General features: G+C 52.5%; 29 protein-coding genes and 2 pseudogenes. 23 read left to right on the top strand and 8 right to left on the bottom strand.

Annotated features, from left to right (window positions below; genetic code table 11):
* Positions 1-7 precede the first annotated feature (7 nt).
* The 3 genes from fliS (at position 8) to amyA (ending at position 2,342) form a co-directional block, all read left to right on the top strand.
* Positions 8-415 carry a flagellar export chaperone FliS gene (gene fliS / locus FDW92_RS08370; RefSeq protein WP_042307694.1) on the top strand — a complete coding sequence of 136 codons (408 nt, stop codon included), beginning with the start codon at positions 8-10 and terminating at the stop codon, positions 413-415.
* On the top strand, positions 415-786 hold the full coding sequence (gene fliT, locus FDW92_RS08365; protein WP_042307692.1) for a flagella biosynthesis regulatory protein FliT: 372 nt from the start codon (positions 415-417) through the stop codon (positions 784-786). Before fliS ends, fliT begins: the two co-directional genes overlap by 1 nt.
* Positions 787-854: 68 nt before the next feature.
* On the top strand, positions 855-2,342 hold the full coding sequence (gene amyA / locus FDW92_RS08360; RefSeq protein ID WP_042307691.1) for an alpha-amylase: 1,488 nt from the start codon (positions 855-857) through the stop codon (positions 2,340-2,342).
* A 40-nt stretch (positions 2,343-2,382) separates the two neighbouring features.
* Here the strand turns inward: amyA and yedD are convergent, their stop codons facing one another.
* Positions 2,383-2,796, bottom strand: coding sequence for a lipoprotein YedD (gene yedD, locus FDW92_RS08355; protein WP_042307689.1), 414 nt, complete (start codon positions 2,794-2,796; stop codon positions 2,383-2,385).
* Positions 2,797-2,924: 128 nt separating this feature from the next.
* Between yedD and yedE the strand changes: the two genes are divergently transcribed.
* Positions 2,925-4,187: a selenium metabolism membrane protein YedE/FdhT gene (gene yedE / locus FDW92_RS08350; protein ID WP_349290312.1), complete on the top strand. Its 1,263-nt coding sequence runs from the start codon at positions 2,925-2,927 to the stop codon at positions 4,185-4,187.
* Positions 4,184-4,417 (top strand): sulfurtransferase-like selenium metabolism protein YedF, encoded by a 234-nt coding sequence (yedF, locus tag FDW92_RS08345; RefSeq protein ID WP_042307685.1) that lies wholly within the window; start codon positions 4,184-4,186, stop codon positions 4,415-4,417. The genes yedE and yedF overlap by 4 nt, the downstream gene beginning before the upstream one ends.
* 54 nt (positions 4,418-4,471) lie before the next feature.
* Here yedF and fliE read toward each other — a convergent pair whose 3' ends face one another.
* Positions 4,472-4,786, bottom strand: a complete 315-nt coding sequence (fliE, locus tag FDW92_RS08340) for a flagellar hook-basal body complex protein FliE (protein WP_016153486.1) — start codon at positions 4,784-4,786, stop codon at positions 4,472-4,474.
* A 216-nt stretch (positions 4,787-5,002) separates the two neighbouring features.
* Between fliE and fliF the strand changes: the two genes are divergently transcribed.
* The 14 genes from fliF (at position 5,003) to rcsA (ending at position 16,502) form a co-directional block, all read left to right on the top strand.
* Entirely contained in the window at positions 5,003-6,676 is a 1,674-nt protein-coding gene (fliF, locus tag FDW92_RS08335) for a flagellar basal-body MS-ring/collar protein FliF (RefSeq protein WP_042307682.1), read from the top strand.
* Positions 6,669-7,667 (top strand): flagellar motor switch protein FliG, encoded by a 999-nt coding sequence (fliG, locus tag FDW92_RS08330; protein WP_003030443.1) that lies wholly within the window; start codon positions 6,669-6,671, stop codon positions 7,665-7,667. Before fliF ends, fliG begins: the two co-directional genes overlap by 8 nt.
* The gene (gene fliH, locus FDW92_RS08325) at positions 7,660-8,367 is read left to right on the top strand and encodes a flagellar assembly protein FliH (RefSeq protein ID WP_042307681.1); all 708 of its coding nucleotides are present in this window, start codon (positions 7,660-7,662) and stop codon (positions 8,365-8,367) included. The genes fliG and fliH overlap by 8 nt, the downstream gene beginning before the upstream one ends.
* Positions 8,367-9,737 carry a flagellar protein export ATPase FliI gene (gene fliI, locus FDW92_RS08320; protein ID WP_042307679.1) on the top strand — a complete coding sequence of 457 codons (1,371 nt, stop codon included), beginning with the start codon at positions 8,367-8,369 and terminating at the stop codon, positions 9,735-9,737. The genes fliH and fliI overlap by 1 nt, the downstream gene beginning before the upstream one ends.
* A 21-nt stretch (positions 9,738-9,758) precedes the next feature.
* Complete coding sequence (gene fliJ, locus FDW92_RS08315) at positions 9,759-10,202, top strand: flagellar export protein FliJ (RefSeq protein ID WP_042307676.1); 444 nt, start codon at positions 9,759-9,761, stop codon at positions 10,200-10,202.
* Positions 10,199-11,413, top strand: coding sequence for a flagellar hook length control protein FliK (gene fliK / locus FDW92_RS08310; protein WP_137400598.1), 1,215 nt, complete (start codon positions 10,199-10,201; stop codon positions 11,411-11,413). The genes fliJ and fliK overlap by 4 nt, the downstream gene beginning before the upstream one ends.
* A 104-nt stretch (positions 11,414-11,517) precedes the next feature.
* Positions 11,518-11,985: a flagellar basal body-associated protein FliL gene (gene fliL, locus FDW92_RS08305; protein ID WP_038641578.1), complete on the top strand. Its 468-nt coding sequence runs from the start codon at positions 11,518-11,520 to the stop codon at positions 11,983-11,985.
* 4 nt (positions 11,986-11,989) lie between these two features.
* Entirely contained in the window at positions 11,990-12,994 is a 1,005-nt protein-coding gene (gene fliM, locus FDW92_RS08300; protein WP_038641580.1) for a flagellar motor switch protein FliM, read from the top strand.
* Positions 12,991-13,404: a flagellar motor switch protein FliN gene (gene fliN / locus FDW92_RS08295; protein WP_005127761.1), complete on the top strand. Its 414-nt coding sequence runs from the start codon at positions 12,991-12,993 to the stop codon at positions 13,402-13,404. The genes fliM and fliN overlap by 4 nt, the downstream gene beginning before the upstream one ends.
* Complete coding sequence (gene fliO / locus FDW92_RS08290) at positions 13,404-13,781, top strand: flagellar biosynthetic protein FliO (RefSeq protein WP_094301050.1); 378 nt, start codon at positions 13,404-13,406, stop codon at positions 13,779-13,781. Before fliN ends, fliO begins: the two co-directional genes overlap by 1 nt.
* Positions 13,781-14,518 (top strand): flagellar type III secretion system pore protein FliP, encoded by a 738-nt coding sequence (gene fliP / locus FDW92_RS08285; RefSeq protein WP_042307670.1) that lies wholly within the window; start codon positions 13,781-13,783, stop codon positions 14,516-14,518. The genes fliO and fliP overlap by 1 nt, the downstream gene beginning before the upstream one ends.
* Positions 14,519-14,527: 9 nt before the next feature.
* Positions 14,528-14,797, top strand: a complete 270-nt coding sequence (gene fliQ / locus FDW92_RS08280) for a flagellar biosynthesis protein FliQ (protein ID WP_032939600.1) — start codon at positions 14,528-14,530, stop codon at positions 14,795-14,797.
* 8 nt (positions 14,798-14,805) lie between these two features.
* Entirely contained in the window at positions 14,806-15,591 is a 786-nt protein-coding gene (gene fliR, locus FDW92_RS08275; RefSeq protein ID WP_042307668.1) for a flagellar biosynthetic protein FliR, read from the top strand.
* A gap of 287 nt (positions 15,592-15,878) precedes the next feature.
* Positions 15,879-16,502, top strand: coding sequence for a transcriptional regulator RcsA (gene rcsA / locus FDW92_RS08270; protein WP_038641587.1), 624 nt, complete (start codon positions 15,879-15,881; stop codon positions 16,500-16,502).
* Between the two features lie 54 nt (positions 16,503-16,556).
* Here rcsA and dsrB read toward each other — a convergent pair whose 3' ends face one another.
* Positions 16,557-16,745 carry a protein DsrB gene (gene dsrB, locus FDW92_RS08265; RefSeq protein ID WP_038641589.1) on the bottom strand — a complete coding sequence of 63 codons (189 nt, stop codon included), beginning with the start codon at positions 16,743-16,745 and terminating at the stop codon, positions 16,557-16,559.
* Positions 16,746-16,908: 163 nt separating this feature from the next.
* On the opposite strand from dsrB, the gene yodD reads away from it, so the two are divergent.
* Positions 16,909-17,136 (top strand): YodD family peroxide/acid resistance protein, encoded by a 228-nt coding sequence (yodD, locus tag FDW92_RS08260; RefSeq protein ID WP_042307665.1) that lies wholly within the window; start codon positions 16,909-16,911, stop codon positions 17,134-17,136.
* Between the two features lie 205 nt (positions 17,137-17,341).
* On the opposite strand, the gene FDW92_RS08250 is transcribed toward yodD, so the two are convergent.
* A complete protein-coding gene (locus FDW92_RS08250; protein ID WP_042307663.1) occupies positions 17,342-17,524 on the bottom strand; it encodes a DUF2158 domain-containing protein in 183 nt (60 codons plus the stop codon).
* Positions 17,525-17,601: 77 nt separating this feature from the next.
* Positions 17,602-18,516, bottom strand: coding sequence for a DUF808 domain-containing protein (locus FDW92_RS08245; RefSeq protein WP_169742008.1), 915 nt, complete (start codon positions 18,514-18,516; stop codon positions 17,602-17,604).
* Between the two features lie 175 nt (positions 18,517-18,691).
* Between FDW92_RS08245 and yedA the strand changes: the two genes are divergently transcribed.
* Positions 18,692-19,612 (top strand): drug/metabolite exporter YedA, encoded by a 921-nt coding sequence (yedA, locus tag FDW92_RS08240; protein WP_042307659.1) that lies wholly within the window; start codon positions 18,692-18,694, stop codon positions 19,610-19,612.
* Here the strand turns inward: yedA and FDW92_RS08235 are convergent.
* The 3 genes from FDW92_RS08235 to FDW92_RS08225 all read right to left on the bottom strand — a co-directional run bounded on the left by FDW92_RS08235 (position 19,604) and on the right by FDW92_RS08225 (position 22,251).
* A complete protein-coding gene (locus FDW92_RS08235; RefSeq protein ID WP_042307657.1) occupies positions 19,604-20,071 on the bottom strand; it encodes a very short patch repair endonuclease in 468 nt (155 codons plus the stop codon). The genes yedA and FDW92_RS08235 overlap by 9 nt on opposite strands.
* Positions 20,052-21,482: a DNA cytosine methyltransferase gene (locus FDW92_RS08230; protein WP_042307655.1), complete on the bottom strand. Its 1,431-nt coding sequence runs from the start codon at positions 21,480-21,482 to the stop codon at positions 20,052-20,054. The genes FDW92_RS08235 and FDW92_RS08230 overlap by 20 nt, the downstream gene beginning before the upstream one ends.
* Before the next feature lie 76 nt (positions 21,483-21,558).
* A complete protein-coding gene (locus tag FDW92_RS08225) occupies positions 21,559-22,251 on the bottom strand; it encodes a phosphohydrolase (protein WP_042307653.1) in 693 nt (230 codons plus the stop codon).
* Between the two features lie 440 nt (positions 22,252-22,691).
* Here FDW92_RS08225 and ompC point away from each other — a divergent pair.
* Positions 22,692-23,768: pseudogene (gene ompC / locus FDW92_RS08220) on the top strand (porin OmpC); the annotation flags it as partial.
* Position 23,769: 1 nt separating this feature from the next.
* Positions 23,770-24,591: pseudogene (locus tag FDW92_RS08215) on the top strand (porin); the annotation flags it as partial.
* Positions 24,592-24,631: the final 40 nt, after the last annotated feature.

Below are 24,631 nucleotides of genomic sequence, written 5' to 3'. Positions count from 1 at the left end.
GGTAAACATGTATACCGCGAGCGGTACCAAAGCCTATGCGCAGGTCAGCATAGAGAGTGGCGTGATGAGCGCCAATCCGCATCAGTTGATCGAAATGTTGTTTGATGGCGCGAACAGCGCTCTGGTGCGCGCTCGCCTGTTTATGCAACAGGGTGATATCGTCGCCAAAGGCGAGGCCATTAGCAAAGCCATTAATATTATCGACAATGGTCTGAAAGCAGGTCTGGATCAGGAAAATGGCGGTGAAATCGCCACCAACCTGTCTGCGCTGTATGACTATATGATTCGCCGTTTACTGCAAGCCAACTTGCGTAATGATTGTCAGGCTATTGAAGAAGTTGAAGGGTTGCTCGGCAACATTGCGGAAGCCTGGAAACAGATCTCACCGAAAGCGTCGTCCCAGGAGTCTCGTTAATGACCTCAGCCGTGGAGTTTATCAACCGTTGGCAGCGCATCGCGCTACTCAGTCACTCGCTGCTGGAACTGGCGCAGCGGGGTGAGTGGGACCTTTTACTGGAACAGGAAGTTAGCTATCTGCAAAGTATTGAAGTGGTCATGGAAGAGCAAACTCCACCTGGCATTACGCGAAGTATTCAGGACTTAGTGGCCGGGTATATTAAACAGACGCTGGATAACGAACAGTTGCTCAAAACACTGTTGCAGCAGCGGCTGGATGAACTTAGCAATCTCATCGGTCAGTCGACGCGCCAGAAGACGCTCAATAACGCTTATGGCCGTCTTTCCGGCATGCTGTTAGTACCCGACGTCCCCACCGCCCCGCAATAATTTTCTGTTAAATCTGAATAATCTTCCATACTCCAGAGGTCGGCCAAACGACTTCTGGAGCACGGAAGATGAAAAATCCCACGTTATTGCAGTACTTCCACTGGTATTACCCTGATGGCGGTCAACTCTGGCCCGAACTTGCCGAACGCGCAGGCGGACTCAATGATATCGGCATCAATATGGTATGGCTGCCCCCCGCCTATAAAGGCGCGTCCGGCGGCTATTCCGTTGGCTACGACTCCTACGATCTGTTTGATTTGGGCGAATTCGACCAAAAGGGAACCATCGCCACCAAATACGGTGATAAAAACCAGCTGCTGGCGGCGATTGACGCACTTAAGCACAATGATATTGCCGTACTGCTGGACGTGGTGGTTAACCACAAAATGGGCGCGGATGAGAAAGAAAAGATCCGCGTCCAGCGCGTTAACGCCGAAGACCGCACGCAAATAGACGATGAGATTGTCGAGTGCGAGGGATGGACGCGCTATACCTTCCCCGCTCGCGCAGGCCAGTATTCGCAATTCATTTGGGACTATAAATGCTTCAGCGGCATTGACCATATCGAGAACCCCACCGAAGACGGCATTTTCAAAATCGTTAACGATTACACCGGTGAAGGCTGGAACGATCAGGTGGACGATGAACTGGGTAATTTTGATTATCTGATGGGCGAGAACATCGATTTTCGTAATCACGCCGTGACCGAGGAGATCAAATACTGGGCGCGCTGGGTGATGGAGCAAACCCAGTGCGACGGCTTTCGTTTAGATGCGGTGAAACATATTCCGGCATGGTTTTATAAAGAGTGGATTGAACACGTACAGGAAGTCGCCCCCAAACCACTGTTTATTGTCGCGGAATACTGGTCCCACGAAGTCGACAAGCTGCAAACCTACATTAACCAGGTGGAGGGGAAAACCATGCTGTTCGACGCTCCTTTGCAGATGAAATTCCACGAGGCCTCCCGTCAGGGCCGCGATTACGACATGAGCCAGATCTTCACCGGCACGTTAGTCGAGGCCGATCCGTTTCATGCCGTCACGCTGGTTGCCAATCATGACACCCAGCCATTGCAGGCACTGGAAGCCCCTGTCGAGGCGTGGTTTAAGCCGCTGGCCTATGCGTTGATCCTGCTGCGGGAAAACGGCGTACCGTCGGTGTTTTATCCTGACCTGTACGGAGCACATTACGAAGACACCGGCGGCGATGGCGAAACCTATCCTATCGACATGCCAATCATTGAACAGCTTGCCGAACTGATCCTCGCCCGCCAGCGCTTCGCCCACGGCGTACAGACGCTCTTTTTCGATCATCCTAACTGTATCGCTTTTAGCCGCAGCGGAACGGACGAAGATCCCGGCTGTGTGGTGGTGCTGTCTAACGGCGATGACGGGGAAAAAACCATCAATCTCGGGGCGAATTACGGTAATAAAACATGGCGCGATTATTTGGGAAATCGCGAAGAAAGCGTGGTGACCGATGAAAACGGGGAAGCGACGTTTTTCTGCAACGGCGGTAGCGTCAGCGTGTGGGTGATTGAAGACGTGTTGTAATACTCAACCCCGGTGGCTACTGGCTACCGGGGCGTGCTGCTTATGGCAGCGGTGTGGCCAGCGGCGTTTTCGTTAACGCGTCAGCGCACTCCTGCGTCGGGCGATCCACTCGTTGCAGCGTCATGCCATCATACTCCAGCGTATTGCCTTCGCGCTCAATCTCATACAGCTCACGTTTCACCGTCACGTTGGTGAGATCACCGGAAATCATCGTCAGTTTCCCCGGCAGGGCAATGACCCGCTGCCACTGGCGACAATCCAGCGTGTCACCCTCTTTCGTCACTACCAGGCTGGCAATGGCTTCCGGGCTGACCAGGCTACGTTGCGGTCCTTTTGACTGCCAGTAACCTTCCAGACCGGCTGGCGCGGGCGTTTTCACCACGTCGTTATAATTCTCTACTTCGGCGCATCCGCTCAGCGCCAGAAATACCCCAACGATCGCTAATTTTTTCATCATTCATCCTGCATGCGAAGAAAATGGGATTGTGGCATTAAAGACCTGATGCCGCCAGCCTTTCGGTGGCATTGAGAAAAATTGATCCAGACGGTGTTACCTCTTATTACTCATAGTCAAAAATTCTGATCGGTGTAGTATCCACACTTCTTGTTACATACCTTCTGAGTTCAGAGGCAAAACACATGTCATGGCAACACTTCAAACAGGCCTGGTTAATTAAATTTTGGGCCCCTGCCCCTGCGGTCATCGCAGCGGGTATTCTCTCTACTTACTATTTTGGCATTACGGGAACCTTCTGGGCCGTGACCGGTGAATTCACCCGTTGGGGTGGTCAAATCCTGCAATTATTTGGCGTTCACGCCGAAGAGTGGGGTTACTACAAGCTGATCCATCTTGAAGGCTCCCCCCTGACCCGCATCGACGGTATGATGATCCTCGGTATGTTCGGCGGTTGTTTTGCTGCCGCACTCTGGGCCAACAACGTCAAATTGCGCATGCCGCGCAGTCGGATACGCATCATGCAGGCGATAGTCGGCGGGATGATTGCCGGATTCGGCGCCCGTCTGGCGATGGGGTGTAACCTGGCCGCGTTCTTCACCGGTATTCCGCAGTTCTCGCTACACGCCTGGTTTTTTGCGCTGGCAACAGCTATTGGATCATGGTTTGGCGCACGTTTTACCCTGCTGCCGATATTCCGTATTCCGGTCAAAATGCAGAAAGTCTCCGCCGCTTCCCCGCTGACGCAAAAACCGGATCAGGCGCGTCGTCGTTTTCGCCTCGGCATGCTGGTGTTTATTGGCATGATCGGCTGGGCGTTACTCACTGCGATGGATAAACCCAAGCTCGGCCTGGCGATGCTGTTCGGCGTCGGGTTCGGTCTGCTGATTGAACGGGCGCAAATCTGCTTCACTTCAGCCTTCCGTGACCTGTGGATTTCCGGTCGTACCCATATGGCAAAAGCGATCATCTTCGGGATGGCGGTCAGCGCCATCGGTATTTTTAGTTATGTGCAGTTAGGCGTCGAGCCGAAGATTATGTGGGCGGGTCCAAATGCAGTGATCGGTGGCTTGTTGTTTGGCTTCGGTATTGTTTTAGCGGGCGGGTGTGAAACCGGCTGGATGTACCGCGCGGTTGAAGGCCAGGTGCATTACTGGTGGGTTGGGCTGGGCAACGTTATTGGCTCAACCATTCTGGCCTACTACTGGGATGATTTTGCTCCCGCGCTTGCCACCAACTGGGACAAAGTGAATCTGCTCAACACCTTCGGCCCGCTCGGCGGCCTGCTGGTGACCTATCTGCTGTTATTTACCGCGCTGATGCTCATCATCGGCTGGGAAAAACGTTTCTTCCGCCGTGCAGGGCTGACGCCTGCCAAGGAGTCTGTATGAAAAATATCGTGCCTGATTATCGCCTGGATATGGTCGGCGAACCATGTCCGTACCCGGCAGTTGCCACGCTGGAAGCGATGCCGCAATTGAAGAACGGTGAAATTCTGGAAGTGGTGAGCGACTGCCCGCAGTCAATCAATAATATTCCACTGGATGCGCGCAATCACGGCTATAAGGTGCTGGATATTCAGCAGGATGGCCCAACGATTCGCTATTTGATTCAGAAGTAACTGTTTGCCGGATGGCGCTGCGCTCATCCGGCCGACATTATCTGCACGTTGTCCCTACACCTGCATCGACATCACTTCCTGATACGCCGATACCAGTTTATTACGTACCTGAATCCCCATCTGCATCGACACCGATGCTTTTTGCATATCGGTCATCACATCATTCAGCGCAATACCCGGTTCACCGAGGGTAAATTTCTCAGCCTGGACACGGGACGCGGTCTGCACATCGCTGATTCTGTCTAACGCCGCATGCAACTGACCGGCAAAACTCACGGTCGGTTGTGGCTGCATATCCTGCATTTTTGCTGACATCGCCGTGGTTTGTAACTGGCTGATGACCCCTTCAATCCCCTGTATTGCCGACATTCTGATCCCCTGGATGAATTTTCACATAGCTGAGATTACCAGTTAGTCAATAAGATAAAGGCGTTAAATAACGATAAAAAACCACGGTTTTTAACCCATAGAAAAATTCGAAACCGCAAATAATGAGACCGTCAATTTTTCGAGTTTGCTGACCCGGGAGTGAGTCTTGTTCCACTTTGCAAAAAACGCCGTCCACGATAAGCCACGAGGTGCGAGATGAGTGCGACAGCATCGACTGCAACCCAGCTTAAACCTCTCGAGTGGTTAAATCGCCTGCGCGCGAATCCCAGAATTCCTCTGATTGTGGCAGGAGCCGCTGCCGTCGCTATCGTCGTGGCGATGGTTCTATGGGCCAAAGCGCCCGACTACCGCACCTTGTTCAGCAATCTTTCCGATCAGGATGGTGGCGCGATTGTCACCCAACTGACGCAGATGAACGTTCCCTATCGTTTTACGGAGGGAAGCGGCGCTATTGAAGTTCCGGCCGATAAAGTCCACGAGCTGCGCTTGCGTCTGGCGCAGCAAGGCCTACCGAAAGGTGGAGCCGTTGGCTTTGAGCTGCTGGATCAGGAAAAGTTTGGTATCAGCCAGTTTAGTGAGCAGGTCAACTACCAGCGCGCGCTGGAAGGTGAATTAGCCCGCACCATTGAAACCCTGGGCCCGGTAAAACGTGCCCGCGTGCATCTGGCGATGCCTAAACCTTCGCTGTTTGTACGTGAGCAAAAAGCGCCTTCGGCCTCCGTCACCGTTAATCTGGAACCGGGTCGAGCGCTGGATGAAGGTCAAATCAGCGCGGTCACGCATTTGGTCTCCAGCGCTGTTGCAGGCTTACCGCCGGGCAACGTGACGCTGGTCGACCAGGCGGGTCATCTGTTAACCCAGTCGAACACCAGCAGCCGAGATCTCAACGATGCGCAGTTGAAATACGCCAGCGACGTCGAAAGCCGCGTGCAGCGCCGAATCGAATCGATCCTGTCGCCGATTGTCGGCAACGGTAACGTCCATGCACAAGTCACCGCGCAACTGGATTTTGCTAATAAAGAGCAAACCGAAGAGCAATACCGTCCAAACGGTGATGAGTCCCAGGCCGTGCTGCGCTCACGTCAGTTAAACGTCAGTGAGCAGGTTGGTAGCGGAGCGCCTGGCGGCGTACCGGGCGCATTGTCTAATCAGCCAGCGCCGGCTAATACCGCGCCAATCGCCACCCCCCCGGCTAATCAGCAAAATGCGCAAACCACGCAGACAACGAATAACAGTAACAATGCAGGTCCGCGCAGTACGCAGCGCAATGAAACCAGCAACTATGAAGTCGACCGTACCATTCGCCACACCAAAATGAACGTTGGCGATGTGCAGCGTCTCTCGGTAGCCGTCGTGGTCAACTATAAAACGTTACCGGATGGCAAACCGCTGCCGTTAACTGCCGAACAGATGAAACAAATTGAGGATCTGACCCGCGAGGCGATGGGGTTCTCCGACAAACGTGGCGACACCCTGAACGTGGTGAACTCTCCGTTCACAGCGACCGACGATTCCATGGGTGAGCTTCCGTTCTGGAAACAGCCGTTCTTTATCGATCAGTTAATGTCCGCAGGTCGTTGGTTGCTGGTTCTGCTGGTCGCCTGGCTCCTGTGGCGCAAAGCCGTTCGCCCGCAGTTGGTCCGTCGCAGCGAGGAAGCCAAAGCCGCACAAGAACAAACGCGAATCCGTCAGGAAACCGAAGAAGCGGTAGAAGTTCGCCTCAGCAAAGACGAACAGACCCAGCAACGTCGCACGAACCAGCGTCTGGGCGCAGAAGTCATGAGCCAGCGTATTCGTGAAATGTCAGATAACGATCCGCGCGTCGTGGCGCTGGTCATTCGTCAGTGGATGAGTAACGATCATGAGTAATGCCCTTACCGGTACCGATAAAAGCGTCATCCTGCTGATGACCATTGGCGAAGATCGCGCGGCGGAGGTGTTTAAGCACCTTTCCACGCGCGAAGTTCAGGCGCTCAGTACGGCGATGGCCAACGTACGCCAGATCTCCAATAAACAGTTGACGGAAGTGCTGGCGGAGTTTGAACAAGAAGCCGAACAATTTGCCGCGCTAAACATTAACGCTAACGAATATCTGCGCTCGGTGCTGGTGAAAGCGCTGGGTGAAGAACGCGCGTCCAGCCTGCTGGAAGATATTCTGGAAACCCGCGATACCACCAGCGGCATTGAAACGCTCAACTTTATGGAGCCGCAAAGCGCCGCCGACCTTATCCGCGACGAACATCCACAGATTATCGCCACCATTCTGGTGCACCTCAAACGGGGCCAGGCTGCCGATATTCTGGCGCTGTTCGACGAACGTTTACGTCACGACGTCATGCTGCGTATCGCCACTTTCGGCGGCGTACAGCCTGCCGCGCTGGCGGAATTAACCGAAGTATTGAATGGCCTGCTCGACGGCCAGAACCTCAAGCGCAGCAAAATGGGCGGCGTGAGAACGGCGGCGGAAATCATCAATCTGATGAAAACCCAGCAGGAAGAAGCCGTTATTACCGCCGTGCGCGAATTCGACGGCGAACTGGCGCAGAAAATTATCGACGAGATGTTCCTGTTCGAAAACCTGGTGGACGTCGACGATCGCAGTATCCAGCGTCTGCTGCAGGAAGTGGATTCCGAATCGCTGCTGATTGCCCTGAAAGGCGCCGAACAGCCGCTACGCGAGAAGTTCCTGCGCAACATGTCGCAACGTGCTGCCGATATTCTACGCGACGACCTCGCCAACCGTGGTCCGGTGCGTTTGTCGCAGGTAGAAAACGAACAGAAAGCGATTCTGCTTATTGTGCGTCGTCTGGCGGAAACCGGCGAGATGGTGATCGGCAGCGGCGAGGATACCTATGTCTAACGAACTGCCGTGGAAAGTCTGGACCCCGGACGACCTCGCCCCACCGATGGCGGAGTTCGTGCTGGCCGACCACAGTGAAACACCGTTGTCAGAAGCGACCGCCGAGCCGGAACTCTCTGCAGAGCAACAGCTTGAGCAGCAGCTCGCGCAGTTGCAAATGCAGGCCCATGAGCAAGGTTATAACGCCGGTCTGGCGGAAGGTCGACAAAAAGGCCACGAACAAGGCTATCAGGAAGGACTGAATCAGGGCCTGGAGCAAGGCCAGAACCAGGCGCGCGCGCAGCATGCGCCTATCACTGCCCGTATGCAGCAACTGGTGAGCGAATTTCAGAATACGCTGGACGCTCTGGATAGCGTGATTGCCTCGCGCCTGATGCAAATGGCGCTGGAGGCGGCGCGTCAGGTGATAGGTCAGACGCCTGTCGTAGATAACGCCGCGCTGATTAAACAAATCCAACAACTGTTGCAGCAGGAACCGCTGTTTAGCGGTAAACCGCAGCTGCGCGTACATCCGGACGATCTCCAGCGGGTGGAAGAGATGCTCGGCGCCACCCTCAGTCTGCACGGCTGGCGGCTGCGCGGCGATCCCACGTTGCATCACGGCGGCTGTAAAGTCTCTGCCGACGAAGGCGATCTGGATGCCAGCGTCGCTACACGCTGGCAAGAGCTCTGCCGTCTGGCCGCGCCAGGAGTCGTGTAATGACCACTCGTCTGACTCGCTGGCTCAATACGCTGGACAACTTCGAAGAGAAAATGTCGCTGCTGCCTGCGGTGCGTCGCTACGGGCGTCTGACCCGCGCCACCGGACTGGTGCTGGAAGCCACCGGATTACAGCTGCCGCTGGGCGCCACCTGCGTCATTGAACGCCAGGACGGCAACGAAACTCAGGAAGTTGAAAGTGAAGTCGTGGGCTTTAACGGTCAGCGACTGTTTCTGATGCCGCTCGAGGAGGTCGAAGGCGTTCTACCCGGCGCGCGCGTGTACGCGAAGAATATTGCCGGAGAAGGTCTGCAAAGCGGGAAACAATTACCGCTGGGTCCTGCTCTGCTGGGCCGGGTGCTCGACGGCAGCGGCAAACCGCTCGACGGTCTGCCCGCGCCGGACACTACCGAAACCGGGGCGCTGATGACGCCGCCGTTTAACCCGCTGCAGCGTACACCTATTGAACACGTACTGGATACCGGCGTGCGCCCCATTAACGCGTTGTTAACCGTCGGACGCGGTCAGCGTATGGGACTTTTCGCAGGTTCGGGCGTCGGTAAAAGCGTCCTGCTTGGCATGATGGCGCGTTATACCCAGGCAGATGTCATCGTCGTCGGACTGATTGGCGAACGTGGCCGCGAAGTTAAAGATTTTATTGAAAATATTCTCGGCGCCGACGGTCGCGCACGCTCGGTGGTGATTGCCGCTCCGGCAGACGTTTCACCGCTGTTGCGTATGCAGGGCGCGGCCTACGCCACGCGCATCGCTGAAGATTTCCGCGATCGTGGACAGCACGTATTGCTGATTATGGATTCCCTCACCCGCTATGCGATGGCGCAACGTGAGATCGCGCTGGCGATCGGCGAGCCGCCAGCAACCAAAGGCTATCCACCGTCAGTATTCGCCAAATTACCGGCGCTGGTGGAACGTGCCGGAAACGGTATTCACGGCGGCGGTTCAGTTACCGCGTTTTACACCGTCCTGACCGAGGGTGACGATCAGCAGGACCCGATTGCCGATTCCGCACGCGCAATTCTGGACGGCCACATTGTGCTGTCCCGCCATCTGGCCGAGGCTGGTCATTACCCGGCCATCGATATAGAAGCTTCGATCAGCCGCGCCATGACCGCGCTCATTAGTGAACAGCACTATGCGCGGGTGCGTAACTTTAAACAGTTGCTATCCAGCTTCCAGCGTAACCGCGATCTGGTCAGCGTGGGGGCGTATGCCAAAGGCAGCGATCCGATGTTGGATAAAGCCATCGCCTTATGGCCACAACTGGAAGCATTTTTACAGCAAGGCATTTTTGAACGGGCTGACTGGGAAGATTCCCTGCACGCTTTAGAACTGATTTTCCCTGGTGTGTGATTGAGCAGGAGAGCATAGGTCATGGCACAACATGGTGCATTAGCAACGCTGAAAGACCTGGCTGAGAAAGAGGTAGAAGACGCCGCTGTCTTATTGGGAGAGATGCGTCGTGGCTGTCAGCAGGCGGAAGAACAGTTGAAAATGCTAATCGATTATCAGCATGAGTACCGTAACAATCTGAATAACGATATGGGTCAGGGTATTACCAGTAATCGCTGGATTAACTATCAGCAGTTTATTCAGACCCTGGAAAAAGCGATTGAGCAACATCGCCAGCAGCTCAATCAATGGACACAGAAAGTGGACCAGGCGCTGAACAGTTGGCGCGATAAAAAACAACGGTTGCAGGCGTGGCAGACTCTGCAGGACAGACAAAACTCGGCGGCGTTACTCGCCGAAAACCGTCTGGATCAGAAAAAAATGGATGAATTTGCTCAGCGTGCAGCTATGAGGAAACCCGAATGATTACTTTACCCCAACTGATTACCACCGACACCGACGTAGCCGCAGGTCTTCAGTCAGGCAAAGCGGTAGATTCACCCGAGGATTTTTTAGCGCTGCTGGCTGGCGCATTAGGTGCGGACGACGCGCAGGGTAAAGGCGCGCCATTGACGCTTGCCGACTTGCAGGCGGCGGGCAGTAAACTGCAAAAAGGGTTGCTGCAAAAAAATGGTGATGTCACCCAGGCGGTCAAGTTAACCGATCTGCTGGCGCAAAAAGAGATGCAAACCGATGCTTCTCTTGCCGACATGACAGACGCGCAGCAACTGTTGTCAGCGCTGACGCCGTCGCTGAAAGTGAATGCCCTGACAACACTGGGCAAAGTTGCTCCGCAGGATGAAAAAAACACCACGCTCAGCGATGACGATCTCGCCAACCTGAGTGCGCTGTTCGCCATGCTGCCGGGACAACCACTGGCTACGCCTGCCGTCGACAGCCCCCCTGCCCCCGTTGATGCCACGCTTTCGGTGTTGTCTCGAGGCACGGCACACGGCGCTATCCCCGATAACGCGGCCGAGCTGCTGCCCGGTGACGCCAAAAAAGGTAAAGCGGATATTGCCTCTCCTGGCAGCGGCCTGGATCAGACAAACAATCCGCCGCTAACCCCCCTGACGGCAGCGGCGGCGACCAGAGCAGAAATTGACAGCGCCCCCTCGCCGACCAGCATTGGCGTGACGGCTGCTCCGTTAAGTGGCCCACAGACACATGCTCAGCCGTTACCCACCGCCGCGCCGGTGCTAAGCGCTCCGTTGGGTAGTCAGGAATGGCAGCAATCATTGAGTCAGCACGTCACACTATTCACGCGTCAGGGCCAGCAGAGCGCAGAGCTGCGCCTGCATCCACAGGATCTGGGTCAGGTGCACATTTCCATTAAGCTGGATGACAACCTCGCACAGCTGCAAATGGTATCACCACACAGTCACGTGCGCGCCGCGCTGGAAGCCGCGTTACCGATGCTGCGTACGCAGTTGGCTGACAGTGGGATCCAGTTGGGACAAAGCAACATCAGCAGTGAGAGCTTTGCCGGACAACAGCAGTCTTCCGGGCAGCAACAGCAGGCGGGTCGTGCTCAGGGACAAGATATTTTTGCCGCTGAAGATGACACCATCCTGGCAACGCCAGCCTCACTGCAAGCCGCTGCCCGCGGTGATGGCGCAGTAGACATCTTCGCCTAACGCCAGAGGTAGCATGATTATCCGCGTCTTTTCCACGCTTTGTCGTGGACAGGACACGGGATAATCAGCCCATAAGCTGTACCGAAACAGGAAGCCCGTATCTGATGACTGACTCCGCGATTAACAAAAAAAGTAAACGCGCTATTTGGATCCCTCTGCTGGTATTAATTACCCTCGCCGCCTGCGCAACTGCGGGATATAGCTACTGGCGCATGCAGCAGCAGCCGTCCGCCAGCGTCAAAGCGGAACCGGCTCCACCGCCTGCCCCGGTATTCTTTGCGCTGGATACCTTTACCGTCAATCTGGGCGATGCGGACCGTGTGCTGTATATCGGTATCACGTTGCGCATGAAAGACGAGGCGACACGTGCGCGTCTGAATGAATATTTGCCGGAAGTACGCAGCCGCTTGCTGCTGCTGTTTTCTCGTCAAAATGCGGCTACGCTCGCCACCGAGGAAGGTAAACAACAGCTGATTACCGCCATCAAAGAGACGCTCGCGACTCCGCTCGTTGTCGGGCAGCCAAAACAGGTTGTCACCGACGTTCTTTATACAGCTTTTATTCTGCGGTAAAGACATGGGCGACAGTATTCTTTCTCAGGCTGAAATCGACGCATTGCTGAATGGCGATAGCGAAACCAAAGACGAACCCATTACCGGTATCGCAAAAGAGAGCGATATTCGTCCTTATGATCCCAACACCCAACGCCGCGTGGTGCGTGAGCGTTTACAGGCGCTGGAGATCATTAACGAACGCTTCGCGCGCCAGTTCCGTATGGGATTATTTAACCTGTTGCGCCGTAGCCCGGATATTACCGTGGGGGCGATTCGTATCCAGCCGTATCACGAATTTGCGCGTAACTTACCGGTTCCGACCAACCTGAACTTAATCCACCTCAAGCCGCTGCGCGGTACGGGTCTGGTGGTGTTCTCACCAAGTCTGGTATTTATCGCCGTTGATAACCTGTTCGGCGGCGATGGACGCTTTCCGACGAAAGTGGAAGGTCGCGAATTTACGCATACTGAACAGCGCGTGATCAACCGCATGCTGAAGCTGGCGCTTGAAAGCTACAGCGACGCGTGGAAGGCCATCAATCCGCTGGAAGTGGAATACGTTCGTTCCGAGATGCAGGTGAAATTTACCAATATCACCACCTCGCCTAACGACATTGTGGTGAACACCCCGTTCCACGTTGAAATTGGCAACCTGACCGGTGAATTTAACATTTGTCTGCCATTCAGCATGATTGAACCATTGCGCGAGCTGCTGGTGAATCCACCGCTGGAAAACTCACGTAATGAAGATCAGAACTGGCGCAATAATCTGGTGCGTCAGGTCCAGCATTCTGAGCTGGAGCTGGTGGCAAACTTTGCCGACATTCCGCTGCGGCTGTCCCAGATTTTAAAGCTGAAACCCGGCGATGTACTGCCGATTGAAAAACCTGACCGCATTATTGCTCATGTGGACGGCGTGCCTGTACTGACCAGCCAGTATGGCACCGTGAACGGTCAGTATGCGTTACGCGTAGAACATCTGATAAACCCGATTTTGAATTCGCTGAATGAGGAACAGCCCAAATGAGTGATATGAATAATCCGTCCGATGAGAACACTGGCGCATTGGACGATCTGTGGGCTGACGCGTTAAACGAGCAAAAAACCACGACTACCAAAAGTGCGGCCGATGCGGTATTCCAGCAGTTAGGCGGCGGCGACGTCAGTGGTGCTTTGCAGGACATCGACCTGATCATGGACATTCCGGTCAAACTGACCGTTGAACTGGGCCGTACCCGCATGACCATCAAAGAACTGCTGCGTCTGACGCAGGGTTCCGTTGTCGCGCTGGATGGTCTGGCGGGCGAACCGCTGGATATCCTGATCAACGGTTATCTGATCGCCCAGGGTGAAGTGGTGGTGGTCGCGGATAAATACGGCGTGCGTATCACCGACATTATCACTCCATCAGAACGTATGCGTCGTCTGAGCCGTTAATCATGAACACCCAGGCAACAGTTTCTCAGCCAGCCGCCGTCCCCGGCTCACCGCTGGTGCAGGTAAGCGGTGCGCTGCTTGGGATCATCGTGTTGATCCTGGCGGCAGCCTGGGTCATTAAACGCCTGGGCTTTGCCCCCAAAAGCAACGGTACGCGAGGGCTGAAGGTTGCGGCAAGTACCTCACTGGGCCCACGTGAGCGCGTGGTGATTGTTGAGGTTGAAGATGCGCGCCTGGTGCTGGGCGTCACGGCCTCGCAAATTAACATATTGCACACCCTGCCCCCGGCACCTGCCGATGCAGAAGAAAAACCGGCCTCCCCTGCGGATTTCCAGGCCATGATGAAGAGTTTGCTCAAGCGTCCCGGGAGATCCTGATGCGCCGTTTGTTTTCCATCACGCTGGCAGGCTTATGGCTTTTCAGTCCAGTCGCCCTCGCCCAACTGCCGGGTCTGGTCAGTCAACCGCTGCCAGGCGGCGGACAAAGCTGGTCATTGCCTGTACAGACGCTGGTGTTTATCACCTCACTGACGTTCCTGCCTGCCATTTTATTGATGATGACCAGCTTCACCCGCATCATCATCGTTTTCGGTTTGTTGCGAAATGCGTTGGGAACGCCATCTGCGCCCCCCAACCAGGTGCTACTGGGCCTGGCGCTATTTTTGACCTTTTTCATCATGTCGCCAGTAATCGATAAAATCTACGTTGACGCGTATCAGCCGTTCAGCGAAGAGAAGATCTCCATGCAGGAAGCCATAGAGAAAGGCGCCCAACCGTTGCGCGAGTTTATGTTGCGCCAAACCCGTGAAGCCGATCTGGCGCTGTTCGCCCGGCTTGCAAACAGCGGTCCCTTACAGGGACCCGAAGCCGTACCAATGCGAATTTTGCTTCCGGCTTATGTCACCAGTGAATTGAAAACCGCCTTCCAGATAGGCTTTACCATTTTTATCCCGTTTCTGATTATCGATCTGGTTATCGCCAGCGTGCTGATGGCGCTCGGGATGATGATGGTGCCGCCCGCCACGATCGCGTTACCGTTTAAGCTGATGCTGTTTGTGTTGGTGGACGGTTGGCAGTTGCTTGTCGGCTCGCTGGCACAAAGCTTTTACAGTTAGAGGCGCGAAATGACACCTGAATCGGTCATGATGATGGGGACAGAAGCGATGAAAGTCGCTCTGGCCCTTGCTGCGCCTTTGCTGTTGGTGGCCCTCGTCACAGGTCTTATCATCAGCATTTTGCAGGCGGCGACCCAGATTAACGAAATGACGCTGTCCTTCATTCCCAAAATTGTTGCGGTGTTTATTGCCATCATTGTTGCCGGCCCGTGGATGCTTAACCTGCTGCTCGACTACGTGCGTACGCTGTTCAGCAATTTACCGTATATCATCGGGTAGACAACGTTATGTTGCAGGTGACCAGCGTTGAGTGGATGCAGTGGCTGAATCTTTACTTCTGGCCGTTGCTGCGCATTCTGGCGCTCATCTCCACGGCCCCCATTCTCAGCGAACGCGCCATCCCCAAGCGGGTAAAACTGGGGCTGGGATTGATGATAACCATCGTTATCGCCCCATCGATTCCCCCTGCAGACGTCCCCATCTTTTCCATCGGCGCGTTGTGGCAGGCCATGCAACAAATTTTGATCGGCATCGCCTTGGGCTTCACCATGCAGTTTGCGTTTGCCGCCGTGCGTACCGCCGGGGAACTGATTGGCCTGCAAATGGGGCTTTCCTTTGCAACATTTTTTGACCCCGGTAGCCGCCTGAATATGCCGGTCCTGGCACGACTGATCGACATGCTCGCCATGCTGTTATTCCTCACCTTTAATGGCCATCTTTGGCTGATTTCGCTACTGGTGGATACGTTTCATACTTTGCCCATTGGCGGCAATCCGGTTAACAGCAATGCATTTCTCGCGCTGGCACGGGCGGGTAGCCTGATTTTCCTCAACGGACTCATGCTGGCCCTACCGGTTATGACGCTGCTGCTGACGCTGAACCTTGCGCTTGGTTTGTTAAACCGCATGGCGCCACAACTGTCGATTTTTGTCATTGGCTTTCCTCTCACCCTGACAGTGGGTATTTCATTAATGGCGGCGCTGATGCCATTAATTGCGCCATTCTGCGAGCGCTTGTTCAGCGAAATTTTTAATTTGTTGGCCGATATCGTCAGCGAAATGCCCGGAAAATAATAACCCTTAATTTTTATCCTGTTTTACTAAGGATTGTCCTAAATTTAAAAACCGACAACATCCACCAGGATATCGCTGTCGCGGTTTATTTGTTTTTGCTTCACTCACATAACGCAACATTTACTTTACTTTAAGATGTTTCCTGGCAAATTATACGCAACTTTACGGGATAGTAAATTCGCCTGAAAACAGCGAAAGCGTCATCTTGGGTCGTTATTATTCCGTTTAGTTGTGATGCAATAATCAGGTAAGGGGAATTATCGTTACGCATTGAGTGAGGGTATGCCATGTCAACGATTATTATGGATTTATGCAGTTACACCCGGCTAGGGTTGACCGGTTATCTGGTCAGTCGGGGGGTGAAAAAAAGGGAAATCAACAATATTTCCAGCGTTGGTGAACTCAGTCTCGCCTGTGTTTCTCTGCAACCCGCTGTGGTGTTTATTAATGAGGACTGTTTTATCCACGATCCTGCTGACAGTCAGCAAATCAAGCAAATCATTAATCAGCATCCCAGTACATTATTTATTGTATTTATGGCAATTGCCAATGTACATTTTGATGAGTATCTTTTAGTCAGAAAAAATTTATTGATCAGTTCTAAATCAATTAAGCCTGATTCACTGGATGAACTTCTTGGCGATATTCTGAAAAAGGAAGTGAATATTGCTATCGATGTTAATCTGCCGACGTTGTCATTAAGCCGTACCGAATCCAGCATGCTACGCATGTGGATGGAGGGACAGGGAACAATACAGATCTCAGACCAAATGAATATCAAGGCCAAGACCGTCTCATCCCATAAGGGAAATATAAAACGAAAGATTAAGACGCATAATAAGCAAGTTATCTATCACGTGGTTCGACTCACGGATAACGTCACCAATGGTATCTTTGTGAATATGCGCTAAGACGTTCTGACTGGTGGCGGAACCACCAGTCAGCATCAAGCAGAAGAACTCACCTCACTCTATTTTTTCCACAAAGATACCATCCTGATGACCTGATTCATTAAAGAACCAGATACCGAGCGGGTAGTCTTCCAGCGAAACCAGGTACATGGTGCCTTCACTAAACTCTTCGATTGCCAGTACCACGCCCGGCCGACGTGGACCGCCGTCCGTTTTGACTGTAACCCGATCATTCACCTTCATCGTTTTCCTCCTGTGGCTTTGTGCCAGTGTAGAACAAATTCCTTTATGTGGCAGCGTCCGGCGCATGCGATTGCGGGTTTTCTCGACGGTCTATACTTAAGTGGTGCGCATCTGAGGTTTTGATGCGCTCCCCCGGTATCCTTAACGGTTGAGAGGTATGAGGATGAAAACCGCGAAAGAGTACAGCGATACGGCCAAACGTGAAGTGAGCGTCGATGTAGACGCTCTGCTGAAGGCAATCAACGAAATCTGCGAGAGTGAAATTCATCGCAGTCAGGACGATCCGGAACGCGTCAGCATCGACGGGCGTGATTTCCATACATGGCATGAACTGGCCGACGCGTTCGAGCTTGATATCCATGATTTTAGCGTGTCGGAAATCAATCGCTGACTGAGGGCGAAAAAAATCCCGGCCCTCATCGGGCCGGGATCAAGCTTGCTTATGCAAGAAGCACTTGAAAATTCGTTACACCAGGAAATCTGATGTGAAACAAACCTTATCTGCAATTTTTTTGCCTGACAAGTAAATAATTCTCACCAAAATGATAAATATAACTAATGGTTGAGAGCTCGCCGGGTTACGATCATGCTCAATGTCAGGCGTCCTGGCAGAGCGATCTTTGCTCGCCGGGCACCAGTTCATCTTCACGGAATGCTTCCCGTTTAACGCCAAAGCCGTCGTACCAGCGACACTCCACCATTCCGCTGGCATACCCGGTAACGATCATGCGTGGGCCACCCTCTTTCGAGGTGACTTCCTCACTGACAGAAAAGACCATACCTGCCTCCTGTATCAAGAGAAACCTTTACACCTTAGACGACAAAGAGGCTTTTTGCGTAATTAATCCGACGACAATTAGTGCGAAACTCCACGCAGTCTGGCAACGGCTTTTACCAGCAGAACGACTATTCCACCAATAATAAAGCCGAGCACCAGATTAAGCAGGGTTGGAAGCATTAGCGCAATCAATGAGCTTTGCTGCTGGGCAAAATGTTCTATCGCATGATGCAGCGGTGATATTCCATGTACAACAATCCCGCCCCCCACTAAAAACATCGCCAGCGTGCCAACCACCGAAAGTGTTTTCATCAGCCAGGGAGCAACAACCAGCAGTCCTTTACCCAGAGATTGAGCAAGCATGCTGCGCTTTTCTGCCAGCCAGTAGCCGATATCATCAAGCTTAACGATAATCCCCACAAGGCCATACACGCCCACGGTCACCACTAACGCGATGCCTGATAACACCAGCACCTGATTCAACAACGGCGCATCCGCCACAATGCCGAGGGTGATCGCGACAATCTCAGCAGATAAAATGAAGTCGGTACGTATCGCTCCTTTGATTTTATCTTTCTCAAAGGTCAGTGGATCCTGCGCCGCCAGAGATGCCAGACGCTGCTGGCGTTCTTCCGGGGTCTCTTTGTGTTTACGCGCTTCCAGGGTGTGAAGAACTTTTTCCACCCCTTCAAAACAGAGAAACGCCCCGCCTACCATTAATAAGGGGGTGATCGCCCAGGGAATGAAGGCGCTAATCAATAGCGCCAACGGCACAAGAATAACTTTGTTAACAAACGACCCTTTAGCCACGCTCCAGACCACCGGGAGTTCGCGGTTTGCCCGCACGCCCGACACCTGTTGCGCGTTAAGCGATAAGTCATCTCCCAAGACGCCCGCGGTTTTTTTCGCGGCCAGTTTTCCCATGACCGAGATATCGTCCAATAAGGTTGCGATATCATCGAGTAAGGTCAGTAAGCTACTTCCTGCCAAAATGTTAACCCTCAATATTATTTTTTTGCAGTATTAAGTATGAAGTAAAACACGCCATGCGGAAACTGGCCTTTCTGGTCAACAAATATTTAACAATGGCATGCAATTATAAATCTCGCCAGCACGATAGTTTTGACGTTTACTATGTTGCACCTTTTTATTTCTACCGTGAGGGATTATGCGTTTCAGGCAATTGCTACCGCTTTTCAGTGCGCTTTTCGCGCTGTACATCATTTGGGGTTCCACCTACTTCGTTATTCGCATTGGCGTTGAAAGCTGGCCGCCGTTGATGATGGCTGGCGTGCGTTTTCTCTCCGCGGGCATTTTGTTAACCGCATTCTTACTAATTCGCGGGCATAAACTGCCGCCTCTGCGCCAGCTCCTGAACGCCGCGTTAATTGGTATCTTGCTGCTGGCTGTGGGTAATGGGCTGGTCACCGTCGCAGAGCATCAAAATGTGCCTTCCGGTATCGCCGCCGTGGTGGTTGCTACCGTTCCGCTGTTTACGCTGTGCTTTAGCCACTTTTTTGGTATTAAAACGCGTAAGCTGGAGTGGATGGGAATAGCCATTGGGTTGGCAGGTATCATCATGCTGAACAGCGGCGGTAATTTAAGCGGTAATCCTTGGGGTGCTGTTTTAATCCTGATAGGTTCGATGAGTTGGGCGTTTGGCTCGGTGTACGGCTCACGCATAACGTTACCCGTTGGCATGATGGCCGGAGCCATTGAAATGTTAGCCGCCGGAGTTGTGCTGATGTGCGCTTCACTGGTCTCCGGGGAAAAACTGACCACTATGCCGACATTTTCAGGATTTATGGCGGTGGCGTACCTGGCCCTGTTTGGCTCTATTATTGCCATTAACGCGTATATGTACCTGATCCGCAACGTCAGTCCGGCGCTCGCCACCAGCTATGCCTACGTTAATCCAGTTGTCGCCGTGCTGCTAGGTACCGGTCTGGGAGGAGAAAGTCTGGCGCTCATCGAATGGCTGGCGCTCGGCGTTATCGTATTTGCGGTGGTATTGGTCACCTTGGGTAAATACTTATTCCCCATGAAAGCGGATGCCGTTGCGACCCCGTCGGAAAAGACGTTACAGTAAATGAATACCGAGAGTGTCGATCTGCGCGCTGGTACCGCCGCCGCAGATCCACTCGATGACACGTTCAGATAACGCGTCATCGCCGAGTTTTTCGCGCCCACGCAGGGCGCATTCCCAGACAATCAGTATACGCCAGCCCAGCGCCTGCAACATTTCACAGTCCCGCACGTCACGCTGGACATTTTTGCCAATTTTTTCCAGCCAGAATTCCGTCCGTGTTGCGGGGACTTTAAACAAGTAGCAGTTGTGATGATGCCAGAAACAGCCATGGGTAAAGATCACACAACGGTAATCATCGACCACGAAATCGGGGCGACCAGGTAACGTCGCATCCTGCACACGAAACGTTACGCCCTGCTCTGTCAGTACGCTGGCAAGGCGTTTTTCAATGGCAGTATCGCGGGTTGCTATCGCCCGCATATTTTTACTACGCGTTGCTTTATCGTGAACGTCTGCCATGCAGGTTCTCTTTCTCGCGAATAGCAACCGCCTGTTTGATTTTCGGCTCCAGCAGTCTGGCAACCGCCGCGAATGCCGGAACGACCACCGAATTACCAAACTGGCGATAAGCCTGAGTATCTGACACCGGGATCCTGAATTGATAGCCCTGTGGTGATTCAAATCCCATCAGGCGCGCACACTCCCGTGGTGTAAGCCGGCGCGGACGGTGCTGCTGGTTCAACGGATCGTCAAAATCCTTTTCACCCAGCGCCATATCCCAGCCGCGGTCGATAAGGATCTCGGCGCCATCTTTATAATAGCGTGCCGATAATGTGCGGGTTACGCTATCGGGATTATCGGGGTATACCATGCCATAGCCAAACCCATTGCCCCGCGCCTGGTGCTTTTTCGCATAGCGATAGAGATATTTCCACAACACCGGCGTCAGCACATATTTCGCATCGACGGTCGGCTCAAGCAACTCCGCCAGCGTCGTACGCCGCTGCGGATAGCGAGTGACAATATTTCGCAGCGTGAAGTCTGATTTCAATTGCAGATCGCGTCGAAATCCGACGAGCACAATACGTTCGCGATGCTGCGGCAAAAAATGTTGTCCATCGATAATTTTCGGATCGTCAGGTCCATTATCCGCCGCATCCGCGACGTCATAACCCAGCTCATCCAGCGTCTGCATGATGATGCGAAACGTTTTACCCTGGTCGTGACTTTTCAGGTTTTTGACGTTTTCGAGCACAAATATGGCTGGTCGACGCGCGTCGATAATACGCACCACGTCAAAAAAGAGGGTGCCTTGTGTATCACAGGCAAAGCCGTGGGCCCGCCCTAACGCATTTTTCTTTGATACCCCAGCCAGGGAGAAAGGCTGACAAGGAAATCCTGCCAGCAGTACGTCATGCTCAGGAATATGTTGGCGAATATGTTCCGCAGCCTGCTGGTCGCTCACCCCATCATGATGACTCAGCGTGACATCGCGAATATCTTCATTAAAGTGATGCTGGAGTGGATCGCAATAATTGTTCGCTTTGTAGGTACGCACCGCATGCTTGTTCCATTCGCTGGTAAACACGCACTGCCCGCCAATCGCCTCAAAGCCTCGACGAATCCCGCCAATGCCGGCAAACAGATCGATAAATCGAAAGGCATAATGCGGATGATGCGCAGGTGGCGTCGGCAGCAAGGAATTCAGATGAGTAAGCTCATTGTCGCTGAGGCGATGCCATGTTTCGTTCGCCATCACTCGCTTAAAGATGGCCGGACTCCAGCGGTTCTCGCCAACACCATTCAGATGAGCAACCAGGGTTTTCACGTCATATATTTCAAGCAACTTAGCCAAAATCACCTGCGCGGCGGCCTTGTTATCATCTGTCATCGGGTTCATGGAGCCTGCTACTGAAAAATTATCCTGCATACATTTAACCGGCCGAAATGGATAACCGACAGATTAACATAAAATAGCGCGGTTGACGTTGCGGCTGTACTGGCGGCTAACCTGCTTTAAAGGGTTGAATCGCGTCAGGATCCAGCATTTCATACTCCCCTTTTAACTCCGCACTCAGCTTCGCCATGTACGTCAGTAAGAAGTCAGCATTATGCTGCGCTAAATGTCGGCCTTGTTCAGTTTGCATCGTCGACGGCAACGTCAATAACTTGGTCTGGAAGTGATCGAGCGCGTACTGTTTATCGTCAAGACCACGCTGACGGGCAAACGGATCTTCCGCATCAAATAGCGCCACTCCTAACGCACCAGACACGGCAAACACGCGCGCTAACCCAATGGCGCCCAACGCCTCAAGCCTGTCAGCATCCTGCACGATTTTAGCTTCAATGGTTTCCGGTGCGATCTTCGCGCTGAAACTGTGCGCCTCAATGGCATGGCACACGGCCGGTATACTGTGTTGCGGAAAATCTGGGAAGTCGCGCCTCAACATGCGACGTGTTTCCTGCGCCGCCAATACTGACGAGCGATGACGATCCGGATGGTTTTTCGGTAAGCTAACAAGATCATGGAAGTAGCACGCCGTCAGCACCACCAGCCAGTCTACGCTCGCATCTTGACTTAGCTTTTGCGAGGTCTTCCACACGCGACGAAAATGAGAAATATCATGGGCAGCATCCTGCCCGGAGTGGTTATCACGTAGCCAGGCTTCAAATTTTGACTGCCAGTCCTGTAGTTCCATAGGGTCTCTCTTTGCAGAAAGAAAACCACCTTAACAACAATTTCCATTTCAGACTACTGCCAGCGCTGCGATTTATATCTATATATTATTATTTTTACATTTACATAACCCCAAAGAATTAATTATCTCGTGGAATGAATATCTCTCGGTCATTACTCGTTATCAAATAACAAATAATCGACAGCAATAAAATAAACAATGCAAATAAAAAACAAAAAACCATAATTTATAGATAAACATTAATTTATGCAATGAATGGCGTTATCGAAAACATACACATATAGTTATAAAAAGACAAACAAGAAACAATTTGAAATATTTTAAATATATTTGTTACACGTTATATTTTAAATAAAATGAACTTCATAGATAGTATCAAAATGTAGTCTTTCGGATAGTACTACATATTCATATTAATTATTATCATAAGGGAATACATAATGAAAAGAAAAGTACTGGCACTTCTCCTCCCTGCTTTATTAGCTGCAGGCGCAGTAAATGCGGCTGAAATTTATAATAAGAACGGCAATAAACTGGATCTGTACGGTAAAGTTGATGGTCTGCGTTATTTCTCTGACGATGCTGGCAGTGATGGCGATCAGACCTATGCTCGTGTGGGCTTTAAAGGCGAAACCCAGATCAACGATATGCTGACTGGTTATGGTCAGTGGGAATATAACATTCAGGCCAACGGTACCGAAGGTGATAAAGGCGATTCCTGGACTCGTCTGGCTTTCGCTGGCTTAGGATTTGGTGAGAACGGCACCTTCGATTACGGTCGTAACTATGGCGTCGTCTACGACGTAGAAGCCTGGACCGATATGCTGCCGGAATTTGGCGGCGATACTTACACCCAGACCGATGTGTATATGCTAGGTCGTACCAACGGCGTGGCCACCTATCGTAATAAAGGCTTCTTTGGTCAGGTTGATGGCCTGAACTTCGCCCTGCAGTATCAGGGTAATAACGAAGGTAGCAGCTTAGGTCAGGAAGGTTCTGGTAACAGCACTAACCGTAAACTGGCGAAAGAAAACGGCGACGGCTTCGGTATGTCTACCTCCTATGACTTTGACTTCGGTTTAAGTTTGGGTGCAGCGTACTCCGCATCTGACCGTACCGACGATCAAGTTGCTCGTGGCTACCAGGACGGAATGAATCATCGTAACAACTATGCAGGCGGTGAAACCGCTGAAGCCTGGACCGTGGGCGCAAAATATGATGCCAATAACGTTTACCTGGCTGCTATGTATGCAGAAACCCGCAACATGACCTACTACGGCGGTGGCAACGGCGAGGGTAATGGCGGTATTGCCAACAAAACCCAGAACTTTGAAGTTGTTGCACAGTATCAGTTCGACTTCGGCCTGCGCCCTTCCATCGCTTATCTGCAATCTAAAGGCAAGGATTTAGGTGGCCAGGAAGTAAGTCGTGGTAACTGGCGTTATGTCGACAAAGATCTGGTCAAATATGTTGATGTAGGTATGACCTACTACTTCAACAAAAACATGTCTACCTACCGACGTAGAAGCCTGGACCGATATGCTGCCGGAATTTGGCGGCGATACTTACACCCAGACCGATGTGTATATGCTAGGTCGTACCAACGGCGTGGCCACCTATCGTAATAAAGGCTTCTTTGGTCAGGTTGATGGCCTGAACTTCGCCCTGCAGTATCAGGGTAATAACGAAGGTAGCAGCTTAGGTCAGGAAGGTTCTGGTAACAGCACTAACCGTAAACTGGCGAAAGAAAACGGCGACGGCTTCGGTATGTCTACCTCCTATGACTTTGACTTCGGTTTAAGTTTGGGTGCAGCGTACTCCGCATCTGACCGTACCGACGATCAAGTTGCTCGTGGCTACCAGGACGGAATGAATCATCGTAACAACTATGCAGGCGGTGAAACCGCTGAAGCCTGGACCGTGGGCGCAAAATATGATGCCAATAACGTTTACCTGGCTGCTATGTATGCAGAAACCCGCAACATGACCTACTACGGCGGTGGCAACGGCGAGGGTAATGGCGGTATTGCCAACAAAACCCAGAACTTTGAAGTTGTTGCACAGTATCAGTTCGACTTCGGCCTGCGCCCTTCCATCGCTTATCTGCAATCTAAAGGCAAGGATTTAGGTGGCCAGGAAGTAAGTCGTGGTAACTGGCGTTATGTCGACAAAGATCTGGTCAAATATGTTGATGTAGGTATGACCTACTACTTCAACAAAAACATGTCTACCTACGTTGATTACAAAATCAACCTGCTGGATGAAGACGATAGCTTCTATGAAAGCAATGGTATCGCGACTGACGACATCGTTGCCGTTGGTTTAGTCTACCAGTTCTAATTACCCACAAAAATACGCAAGCCCGCTTAAAATGAAGCGG

Source organism: Citrobacter sp. wls706 (genome assembly GCF_005281305.1).
Classification (GTDB): domain Bacteria; phylum Pseudomonadota; class Gammaproteobacteria; order Enterobacterales; family Enterobacteriaceae; genus Citrobacter; species Citrobacter werkmanii.
This window is presented reverse-complemented; position numbering and strand designations above follow the sequence as displayed.